Origin of the sequence: Nocardia sp. NPDC051570 (genome assembly GCF_044454005.1) — a bacterium.
Classification (GTDB): Bacteria; Actinomycetota; Actinomycetes; order Mycobacteriales; family Mycobacteriaceae; genus Nocardia.
Window position 1 is genome coordinate 44743 of record NZ_JBITDI010000031.1, and the last position, 10701, is coordinate 55443.

Annotated in this window: 8 protein-coding genes; 4 read left to right on the forward strand and 4 right to left on the reverse strand. The window is 64.9% G+C overall.

The features are described 5' to 3' along the window. Window positions 1–13: 13 nt before the first annotated feature. Genes ACIA76_RS41315 through ACIA76_RS41325 form a run of 3 tightly spaced genes read right to left on the reverse strand, consistent with a single transcriptional unit; the run spans window position 14 to window position 4468 of the window. Window positions 14–1411: a Wzz/FepE/Etk N-terminal domain-containing protein gene (locus tag ACIA76_RS41315; RefSeq protein WP_397160676.1), complete on the reverse strand. Its 1398-nt coding sequence runs from the start codon at window positions 1409–1411 to the stop codon at window positions 14–16. After that, window positions 1408–2883 (reverse strand): oligosaccharide flippase family protein, encoded by a 1476-nt coding sequence (locus ACIA76_RS41320; protein ID WP_397160678.1) that lies wholly within the window; start codon window positions 2881–2883, stop codon window positions 1408–1410. The genes ACIA76_RS41315 and ACIA76_RS41320 overlap by 4 nt, the downstream gene beginning before the upstream one ends. A 49-nt stretch (window positions 2884–2932) precedes the next feature. Next, on the reverse strand, window positions 2933–4468 hold the full coding sequence (locus ACIA76_RS41325; RefSeq protein ID WP_397160680.1) for a polysaccharide pyruvyl transferase family protein: 1536 nt from the start codon (window positions 4466–4468) through the stop codon (window positions 2933–2935). Window positions 4469–4760: 292 nt separating this feature from the next. Between ACIA76_RS41325 and ACIA76_RS41330 the strand changes: the two genes are divergently transcribed. The 4 genes from ACIA76_RS41330 (at window position 4761) to ACIA76_RS41345 (ending at window position 9156) form a co-directional block, all read left to right on the forward strand. Continuing rightward, the gene (locus ACIA76_RS41330; RefSeq protein WP_397160682.1) at window positions 4761–5924 is read left to right on the forward strand and encodes a glycosyltransferase family 4 protein; all 1164 of its coding nucleotides are present in this window, start codon (window positions 4761–4763) and stop codon (window positions 5922–5924) included. Continuing rightward, on the forward strand, window positions 5921–6913 hold the full coding sequence (locus ACIA76_RS41335) for an NAD-dependent epimerase/dehydratase family protein (protein ID WP_397160684.1): 993 nt from the start codon (window positions 5921–5923) through the stop codon (window positions 6911–6913). The genes ACIA76_RS41330 and ACIA76_RS41335 overlap by 4 nt, the downstream gene beginning before the upstream one ends. Window positions 6914–6955: 42 nt before the next feature. Beyond that, complete coding sequence (locus ACIA76_RS41340) at window positions 6956–7867, forward strand: heparin lyase I family protein (RefSeq protein ID WP_397160686.1); 912 nt, start codon at window positions 6956–6958, stop codon at window positions 7865–7867. Window positions 7868–8214: 347 nt separating this feature from the next. Further along, window positions 8215–9156 carry a glycosyltransferase family 2 protein gene (locus tag ACIA76_RS41345; protein WP_397160688.1) on the forward strand — a complete coding sequence of 314 codons (942 nt, stop codon included), beginning with the start codon at window positions 8215–8217 and terminating at the stop codon, window positions 9154–9156. Between the two features lie 698 nt (window positions 9157–9854). On the opposite strand, the gene ACIA76_RS41350 is transcribed toward ACIA76_RS41345, so the two are convergent. Continuing rightward, entirely contained in the window at window positions 9855–10595 is a 741-nt protein-coding gene (locus ACIA76_RS41350) for an FG-GAP repeat domain-containing protein (RefSeq protein WP_397160690.1), read from the reverse strand. Between the last annotated feature and the right edge of the window lie 106 nt (window positions 10596–10701).

Sequence of the window (10701 nt, forward strand, 5' to 3'; positions counted from 1 at the left end):
CCTTTCATACCTGTCATTCGATGGCGCCCGCCGCGGTGAATGTGGGATCGCCAGCCGGATCCACCTGCGCAGGGGCGGGGACATCGGCACTCGATCGATCGCCCGAATCGATGAGCACGGCACCGAGCACGTTCGCATCGACCGCGCGCAGTATACGGTGGGTGCGACGAGCGTCGGCAACCTTCGTCGTCGCCCGATCGAAGACCAGCACGGTCGAACCCGCTGCGGCCGCGACGACCTGGACTTCGACCGCCTCGAGTACCGGCGGCACACTGACGACCACGAAGTCCGCGCGGTCGAGCAGCAGCGTCAGCAACCGTGCGAACCGCTCTCGGCTGATGGCCGTGAACGGGTCCTCCCCGGTGGTGCCCGGGAACACCTCACGCAGATTCGGCAGCGATGTCGCGGTCAGTACGGTGTCGATATTCGCGTGACCCGCCAACAGCTCACCGACACCGACACCCTGCCGATGACGCAGATCGGCGTGCACCAGAATCGTCCGAATACCCTGCCTGGCGCGCTCTTCGGCGACAATCCGAGCCACAGTCTCCACACCGCTCGTCGGCCCCGGCGAGGTGATCGCCACCGCGGCGTTCGCTCCCGGCGAAGCGAGTCCGACAGCGGTCACCACCTGCCGCATCGCCGTATCCCGAGTGGCACGGCTATTCGACTCATCCGGCACTACAGCGATCACGGGCACGCCGATCTTCACCTCGACATCCTCGGCAGTGCGCAACCGTCTCGACACGGCGCCGAGAACGAGCGCGACAAGACCACCGAACAGAAGTCCGGCTAGACCGTAAGCCGCGATGGTCGGCAACCGCGACGGCTTCTTTCGCATCACATCGGAATCGAGTTGCAGGTCGATCAGCTTGTTCGAGGTATCGGCGTTGATCTGGTTGATCCGATCCTGCATCTGCGTCAGCGCTACATCACTGACAACGCCGTTGGCGGCGCGAATATCGTCGAACGGCTTGCGCACCGCCGCGATCGCGGCATCCTGCGCGGCACGCAACCTGGCGTTGATCTCGTCGCGAAAGGCGGCGCCCGCCTTGGTCGCAGCATCCTGGGCGTCCGGTGGCGTGGTCGCCGTCGACTCGATGTAGAGAATCGGGCTCGACGCAACGGTTCTGGCGGCGAGGCGCACGCCGCTCGGCACCCCGACTGCTGCCCGCAGCTTCGATTGATAGGCAGGATCGGTGAAGTACTCCGCGTATCCCACCGACAAGACGGCGTCTTGGTCCGGGGCCCGGTTCGGCGAGCCGATCGTCATGGCCACCCTGCTGGTGTACATCGGCCGCGCGTCGCGGGTGGAGAGGACGCCGAGCACGACAGCCAGCACGGTAATCGCAAGTATCAGCCATTTGCGGCGCCATACCCGATTGACGTGAACTTTTGCGGCGCTGTTCAACTCATCTCCCTCGCGATTCTTGGAATGACGCGGCGTACCGATCGTGTTGCCAGACTGACCAATCCACGGAACACATCGGGTGCGAGCACCGCGAGGACGAGCAGATAGACCGCGGCGAACACGATCGCGTCGACGATCAGTGCGCCGATTCCGACGATGGTCGGCCGCGTATCTGCTTGCAGGACACGGTGTTCGAGACACCAGCAGGCCGCGAGGGCAAGCGCTGCCGCGGGCAGCGGTGGGGCGACGGTGCGGGCGAATGTGCGCAGCGAGATACCGATGACCGAACGCGCGATGCTCGATACGACCACGGCGACGACAAGTGTGGTAACCGAGGTCGCGAGCCCGACGCCGATCAGCCCGAAAGACTTGATCAGTACGAGAAGCAGCCCGATACCGAGTCCCAGCTCGATTGCTGTCTGCCAGTTCAGCAACGCGGTGCGACCGCAACCTTTGATCGCCTCCTCGCTGACGCTCATCCACGCCTTGCCGAGGCCCAGGCCCGCCATGGCGACCAGCACACCGCCCGCCTCGCGCCAGCGATCACCGAAGACGACGACGACCGCCGGCTCACCGAGCGCGATGATCAATCCCGAAAGCGCAGCCGCGCCCACGGTCGCGAGCCGCAACGCTCGCAGATACGCCGCCTCCAGCCGATCCCGATCCCCCTCCTCCGCGATACGGGAGAATGCGGGAAACAACGAGGTCGCACCGACTTCGACGATGAAGCGACCAGGAATCTGCGCGATCCGCTGGCCGTAGCGGTAGTACCCGAGCGCCGCGGAACTGAGGCCGCGACCGACGACCGCGGCCTCCACCGAGGTCTGTATCCGCGCGCCGAGCATATTCACGACCACCGGTGAGCCGTACCGCGCCAGCTCACGCCAGAGCCGAAACGAGGCGTGCCCCTGGCCGGGCCGCCACCCGGCCAGCCACCAGACCGTCACCACCCAGACGGCGTAGGACACATAGGTGCCCGCGACCATGCTCCAGACACCGAATCCGCAGGCGGCGAGCGCCACCGAGACTGCCGCGAAGCTCACCGAAACGGCCGGGCCGACGATGATCCGCCGCTTGACGCTGAATTCGCGCTGCAGCAACGCTTCCGGCACATTCGTCAACGCGAAGATCAACAGGAAACCGGAGGTGGTCGCCGCGATCAACCCGACGGTCCGGTTATGGAAGATCATCCCGATAATCGGTGCGGCGGCGAACGCACCCAACGCCATCGCTGTCCCATTGGCGAACGTGGCGCGGAATACGGTCTCGGCGGCATCGGCGACTTGGTCTTCGCGCTGCACCAGGCCCGATCGCAGACCGCCCTCGACGAACGTCGTCAAGAGCATCGTGAGCACCGTGCCCGCCGCGAACATGCCGACCTCGGCCGGGCTCAGCAACCGGGCCAGTGCGATGGTCTGGCCGAAGGATACGAGCTCAGTGAACACGAGCGCCACTGCCGATGCGCCGGCCACGCGGCCGATCCGTCGCGACAGTGTCGATTCGGCACGCGGCCCGCCGTGGCTAGACATGCTCGACGTGCGTCCGTTCGAGGAGCGCGAACAATCGCTCGAATGCCTGCCTACTGGCGGCTGCCTGTTCATCGGCCCGCGTGCGCAAGGCGTCGCGAACGGTTTCGGCCTCGCCCCACGCGTCACGGATCGCGACGGCGAGCCGCTCGCCGAGATGCGAGTCGTCGAGTTGTATCAGTCGTATGCCGCCCCCGAACATGTCGGCGAGCCCGAGGAATTTGTCGTCGTAGTACTCGGTGGAGGTCAGGCCGACGACCGGGATCCCGTGGCTCAGCGCGAATACCGCGAGATGGTAAGCGCCCGTGACGAGTACCCGGCACCGTGTGACCTGCTCGGCGACCACGCTCGGGTGCACGAATCCGCCGACCGGCGCTACCGCGTTCGCACTGCCGCGCACCAGCGGCAGCGTCGTCCGCCGGTCCGGTGAACCTGGCGTCTCCGCTATGATGAGCGGTACGAGTAGCGCACCGAATTCCGTTGCGGCCCTGCGGATTGCCACACCGACGCAATCCTGTGCGTGCCGACTCACCGGCGAATACTCGGCGATCCGAAGACAGACACCGATATCGGTGCCCACCTGATGCTTTCGAACGTCGCATGCGAGTTCGATTGCGTCATCGCCGGTTACGGTGACCACATCCGGCGCGACACCGAGCGAGTCGAGCAGCGCAGGGCCGCGCCGGCGCTCGCGCAACGCGATCAGTGGGAGCTTCGCCAGTACCCGCGCCGCCTGCTTCCGCAACTCCGGATCGCGCAGCGGGCCCAGCCCCTGACCGACCATTGCCGTGGGTATGCCTGCGTCGCTTGCATATTCGAGTAGCTCGAGCGCGCGGCCCGCCTGCGGGATGTCGGCGTCGGTGAGGTATCCGCCGCCGAGCGCGAGGACCAGCGATGCTTCACGTACGGCCCTGGCTGCGCCGGGATGTCTTGTCACAATTCGCGAAACAGTCTCTGTACCAACCGCCACGCCGCCGGAGCCACCCGTGGAAAGCACCCGAGCGACCTGCGCGGTGCGACCGGCGGATAGGGGTGGCGCAACCCGAGAGCCGACCATGCGGCGGATACGGTCTCTGGCACGGATCGCCCGCGGTAGCAACCAAGCCCTCGCCCGCAGCCACGCGACCGCCGCGGGACCGACAACGGCGGGACCGAGCTCGGCGGCCAGCCGTTCCGCCGCTCGGGGCGATCCCCACGGGTCCCTGTCGCCGACCGTAATACCCACTGCGCCAGGAAAATACGCGGAAACCAGCGCGGGCGACTCCGTCATGATCCCAATGCGAGCCTTGGGCCAACGCTGCTGGAGCCTGCGTACCGTCACGTCCAGCATCGCGAGATCGCCGTAGTTGCGAAGCCAATATTCGCTGTTCTCGATGAGGATGCGGTGCCCAGCACCTCCACACGGCAGTCCGGCTGCCATCTCCACCTCCACTGATCGTGCGTCGCGACTGCCGGTAAGCGCACGGCAACGGTATCTCAAATCGCCACGCCCGCAAGCCCTTTGCGAAGGTTGGCAATCTCGCCTGCCCACGGCCGACCTCTGCTGTACCTTCTACGACATGCCGCCTTGCCTGGGTCCCGTACTGGTCGCCGGACACCGGGTCGCGTTGCGCAGCACTCGACTGTCGGGTTTCGAGCGACGGCGCGAAATCCGCTTCTGTGAACCGCATTTCGCTGATCCGCTCTGGACCCGCCGACCGTGAAGGCCGCTGTCGCGATGTCGATACCCGGGCTGCAGCCAACGAAACACGTTGTCGTACAGGCAGTTAGAACGCTCCCCGACCTGCGGGGTACCGGCGACCGGGCTACACCGAGGAGTAACCGTGGGGTTGAACGTCGTCATGATTGCGACCTATCCGCTCGAACCGGGCCGGATAGTGGGCGGAATCGAGTCGGTGACAAGCACTCTCGTTCCCGCACTGGCCGCGAGGGACGAGATCGACAAGCTGACCGTGCTGCGGTTCCACACCGGTGAAGTCCCGGTGCATACCCGCCGCGAAGGCCCGAAAGTCGAGGTTCGGTATCTGCGCGGGCAGCGCAGGCTCGGCGTAGCCAGCAGGTCGTTCCTCGATGTCCGGCAGATACGCAGGATCATCGCCGAGTTGGCGCCGGACATCGTGCACGCACAAGAGATCGGCCTGCGCGGCGACATTGCCACCCAGGTGAGCCCGAACACCATTGTCACGGTGCACGGGCTGGTGCATCTCGAGACGAAACTGCAGGCGCGGGCCAGTATCAAGGAGTGGATCCGCTACTACTTGGTCGCCGGGATGGTCCGCCGAATACTGCGCCGGGCAAAAGTGGTCATCTCGATATCCGACTACGACGCGAAAGCGCTGGCCGGACTCGTCCACGGCATGCACGTCAGCATCCCCAACCCGACGGCTCCGGAGTTCTTCGCGCTGGCCCCTTCGGCCACGACCGGTCAGCGGCTGCTTTTCGCGGGCGTGCTGTCGCCACGGAAGAATCCGGAGGGTCTCCTCACTGCCTTTTCCCTTGCGGTGCAGCAGGTTCCGCAGGCACGCCTGATAGTCGTCGGCCCACAACCGGATTCGGAGTACGCGTGCGCTGTCCGTGAACACACGACGACGCTCGGCCTCGATCAGCACGTGGAATTCATCGGAATGGTCGATAACGAGCGCCTGCGCGAAGAGATCGCGCAAGCTCGGGCGGTCGTGCTCTTCTCCCACGAGGAGACTTCGCCGACCATCCTCGCGCAGGCGATGGCCGCGGGAAAGCCGGTGATCTCATCGCGGGTGGGCGGTGTCGCGGAAATGGTGGTCGACGGCGAAAACGGCTACCTGGTCGAGCCGAATGACGCGCCCGCGCTCGCGGCACACATGGTGACTCTTCTCGAAAACCAAGATCTTGCTCTGGATCTGGGGAAGCGCGGCCACATCATCGCCCGGGACAAATTCGATCCGGATGCGGTCGCGCGGCGCACGATCGAAACCTATCTGCAGATAGCCGGAAAGGAAACACCATGACCGCATCGAATCAGGCCGAATCCATTCAGAACGTGGACTGGACCGCGACGTCGGCGTTGGTGACAGGTGGCGCCGGGTTCATCGGATCGCACCTCGTCGAACTGCTCGTCACCGCCGGCGCACGAGTGACGGTATTGGATACCTTCGCGACAGGCAGTCGCGCCAATCTGGCTGCCGTAGCAGATGCGATTACGCTGCGGGAGCGCGACATTCGCGTCATGGACTGGGCCGAATACTTGACCGCGAACCCGGTCGACGTGATCTTTCATCTGGCGGCCAACGCGTACGTCCCGCCGTCGGTCGAAGCGCCCGCGGTCGACTGTGAACTCAATTTCACCACCACCTTCCGCCTACTCGAGGCACTGCGCCTACTCCAGTGGCCGGGCAGGCTGGTCTTCGCCTCGAGTGCCGCGGTGTACGGAAATTCGGTACACGTCCCGATCAGTGAGGACGATCCCACCGTACCGATCTCACCCTACGGTGTCGGCAAGCTGGCCGCCGAGCGTTATCTCGCGGTGTTCGCAGATCTCTACGGGCTGAAAATGGCCTCGGTGCGGTACTTTTCGGCATTCGGCCCCCGACAGCGCAAGCAGGTGGTGTTCGACCTGCTCGTCAAACTCACCCGGGACCGCGAGAGGCTGTTCATCCACGGCGACGGGACCCAGGTCCGCGACTTCCTCTACGTCGAGGATGCGGCCCGGTCGGCCATGACCGTCGCGGCGAATGCGCCATTGCGGGGCGAGGCGTACAACGTGGGGGCCGGCAAGGAGTACACCATTGATCAGCTCGCGAAATCGCTGTGCAAGATCACCGGCGTCAGCCCGATTTTCGATTACAGCGGTGCGAATCGTCCCGGCGATCCGGAAAAGCTCGTCGTCGACATCTCGCGGCTGCGGTCCATCGGCTATCGGCCCCGCGCCGACTTCGATCAGGGCCTGGCCGACACGGTAGCCTGGTACGAGTCCCTGACCGCGACGACCTGGCGGTAGGGGTATGAGCGAAAACTGGTCGGCCCCATGACATCGGATCGGATGCGCAACGCGGTGCCACGCCGGAGTCGTCCATTGCGCGCGGCCGTCGCGCTCGTGCTCATATCGTTCATCGCGGCCTGCTCGTCTCCCGAACCGGTGCCGGCTCCAACATCACCAGCAGCTCCAACGTCGGTACCAGCGCCGACTCCGGCGCATTCGTTCGTCGGCGACTTCGTTACCGGCAATTTCGATCAGTGGGCAATCTGCCAGAACGTAGCGGTGGGGAGCACACCCTGCGCGAACGACCACAGCTCGTCCTACAGCATGCAGATCGAAAAGACCGTTGTGCGCGAGGGCAGTCGCTTCGCAGCGCGGTTCGAAGTCCACCAGGGCGATGCACCGAACGGAATCTGCTGTGGTGACCGAGCGGAGGTCAGTGGCGAGGAAGCTACCCGAGCCGACGAAGGCGATGACCGCTGGTACCAGTGGAGCACGCGATTCGCGAGCGGATTCCCCGCGGATCGGGGCTGGACCGTACTTTCCCAGTGGCACGCGGATCAAGACGGCTCGCCGCCGTTGGCCATCGACGCGGGGCCGACCAACGTCGGGGTAAACCGCTGGGGCATCGTCATTTCGACCTGGAACGCACCGGATGTCCCGGGTCCCACGTTCACGCCGTGGAGCGCGCCGATCGCCGCGGACGTGTGGACCGACATCAAGCTGCACGTCAAATGGTCGACGCAGGACCAGGTGGGTTTCATCGAGCTGTGGGTCGCGGGAGTTCCCCAGGTATTCAGCGCCGCCCCGTGCGCAGGTGCGACGCGATGCATGGTCCGCACGCTCATGCCGGATGGAGGCGGCGTCTATTTCAAACAGGGATACTACCGCGACTCGAAGATCGCGCCACCGGGCATCGTCTATCACGACGGCTTCTCACAGGCCACGACAGAGGCGGGACTCGCACCACTGTAACCACTGCTGCCAACGAAACAGCAAGCGGGACTATCGGTTTCGTGGCCGATCGCTCGTATCTACGGCCCAGACCTGATACTGCGGTAGCACCCGAACTCATCGTCGGCGACTTCATCGATGGGCTGCCGGGTTCGGCCGCAGGCCCGCGGAGGCGGATCACTATGTCGCGCAAGCTCATTCATGACGACGGAAACGCGGATATCGTTTCGTGTGGCCCGCACGCGGGTTACCGTATGTGTGATCGGTGTCCGGCACCTCGCGTACCAATCCGACCCGTGGTCGGTTGCCAGCGAGTGCCGGGATAGGGGTTTCCAGCGACCGAAATGGGTTCAGCCATGCACTCTCCCGTGTTCAGTATCGTATCCGCGGCCCACGGATGCGAGGACCATCTCGCCGAGGCGATCGACTCCGTTGTCGCGCAAACCTTCACCGACTGGGAACTCATCGTCGTAGACAATGGCATGTCCGACGTCGTCGTCCAGGTCGTCGACCGCTACGCCGACGATCCGCGAATTCAGTTGCTGCGCAACGAGTACGAGGGTCTCGCCGCCGCAGTCAACGCGGCCGTCACGCAGGCCCGCGGCGAGATATTCACGGTCGTGCACGGCAATCACACATTGTTGCCCGAATTCTGCGCGCACACCTACACCGCGTTGCAGAACGCGCCTGAAGCCGATGTGATAGCCGTCGACGCGTACCGGTTCACCGACGACGGCGTGATCGTGACCGACAGCTATCGGCAAGAGGGCGGGGTCGACGTCGAGCCCGGCGTCGACCACCGGGTAACCCTCACCGAGTTCGTGGCAGGCTCGGTGCTCTACTACTCGGCTGCGATCCGCGCGCGAGCATGGCAGATAGGTATGGGCTATCCGACCGACCTGCCGGTGGTCGAGGAATTCATGCTGTCCGCGCGCATGCTGGCCGGCGGTTGTGACATCCGAGTACTGCCGGAGCGTCTCGCCGCTTGTCGCGCGGTCGAGGATCCCGCCAAATTCGCGATCTACGAAGACAATATGCAGCGGGCATTGACCGATATCGCCACGATGTCCGACGACCCGGCCGTGCGCACCGCCGTCGACCGGAAGCTGCGCGAGGCCAGGTTTCACCAGGCGATGCGCCGGGCTCGGGCGGCGCTGGCCCAGGAGAATTTCGCGGTGGCTCGCGAGCAGGTCCGGCTCGCCCTCGAACAGCGCCGCGACCTGCGGCCGGCCGTGATCTATGCCGCGCTGACAGTGGCACCAAACGGGCTGCGCCAGATACAGCGCATCAAGCGAAGTCTGCGACGTTGACCAGCGGGCCGCGACATCCGACGCTGAGCAGGCCGAGATGAGGAACACGGAGGTGCGGTCGATCATCTCGTGGCGGCACCCCAGCACCGTGCGCGCGGATCTGGCCGCGGTGATCGCGATCCGAGCTGCACCGAGCTCGCGGATGCCGTTGTGGCCGTGCTCGGTGCGGGCGATACGAAATAGACGTTCCCGCAACGGAATCCGACCCCTCGATGGCCGATCGATGCGCTCGAACCCGACGCGGACGGTTTACGCCCGGAAAGCGCCGATTCACAAGGCAATCCACGCCGGTAACTGGCCCAAGATGTCGGTGAAGCCGCCTCCGGCCTTCATCCTTGAACGGTATACACGCCCACGGACCGAACCGCGGTGGGGGTCCAATACGACTCTGGAATCAGATAGCATGACTCCCATTGTGTTGCAAGGTAATTCACGATTCATTGCATCCGGAGGGGGACACGTACTTCAACCACACGGATCGACCTGCGTAGATGCGCATGACCTACATCCGTGCACGCGATGCAGGTCGAGAAGACTGGCGTTCGCGCTGGCCGATTCGACACCGGGGGGCCGCATTGCCCATCGGGCGGACGTCTCACCAACGACACCGACGTAGCCCCGTGCCGAACCACTCCCTCATTCCCTGTGCCGAGCTCACCGCCCCCGGCCAGCAGTCCGATCATGTGAGTCGAAGTCGGTCACCGGTTGGCGGGGTTGTTGTTGACGAGTACGGCAACATCCTGGGAGAACGTGCTGGCGGTGACGAGGTCGGGTAGCCGATCGTGGTTCAAGGTGACAGCGTGCGCGGCCTGGCCGCCGAGCCCGATGGTGTGTTGTTCGAGGTAGCTGAAGGTGTGGTCGCCGTTGTTGCGCCAGATTTGGACGACCGACGGCACGAATTGGACAACGGCGATGTCCTGCAGGCCGTTATGGTGACCGGTGTAGTCGCCGGGTTCGACGGCGCAGGGACCGACGGCGCCGAAGGTGGGTACGAGTGGGCCGAAGGTGCCGTCGCCGTTGCCGTAATGCACGGAGAAGCTGAAGGCCGCGATGTTGGCGGTGACGAGATCGAGGGTGCCGTCGCCATCGACGTCGGAGAGTTTGATGTCCTCGTCGGGCAGCAGGAGCAGGTTCCAGCGCGGTGGCAGGAATCCGCCGTGGTGGTCGTTGAGCATGACCCAGACTCCGGAGGTGGCGCGGTCCTCGACGACCAGCGACGGCCATCCGTCGCCGGTGAGGTCGCCGGCCTGGATGCCGAGTTTCAGCAATCCGGCGCCGAACCATCGCGGCGGCGCGAAGTGGCCGTTGCCGTCGTTGTCCATGATGCCGACGCCGCCGGGGACCGGGAGCACGTTGTTGATGGCCAGGCCGGGATGACCGGTGTGGTTGAAGTCGGCGATCGCCACCCCGAAGGGGATGCCGCCGGTGCGAGTGGTCACGGTGGGGTTAGCCTCGGCCATTCATTGTAATTGGTGACAACTGGTCGCTGAAATGGCGAAAGGTGCTCTGAGCTGCGATAATTCGATTTGTCTAGGATCGAAATCA

Bases quoted from the DNA above. Each gene is read 5' to 3' on its own strand.
- ACIA76_RS41340 (WP_397160686.1), top strand. From the start codon at position 6,956: ATGCGCAACGCGGTGCCACGCCGGAGTCGTCCATTGCGCGCGGCCGTC.
- ACIA76_RS41335 (WP_397160684.1), top strand. From the start codon at position 5,921: ATGACCGCATCGAATCAGGCCGAATCCATTCAGAACGTGGACTGGACC.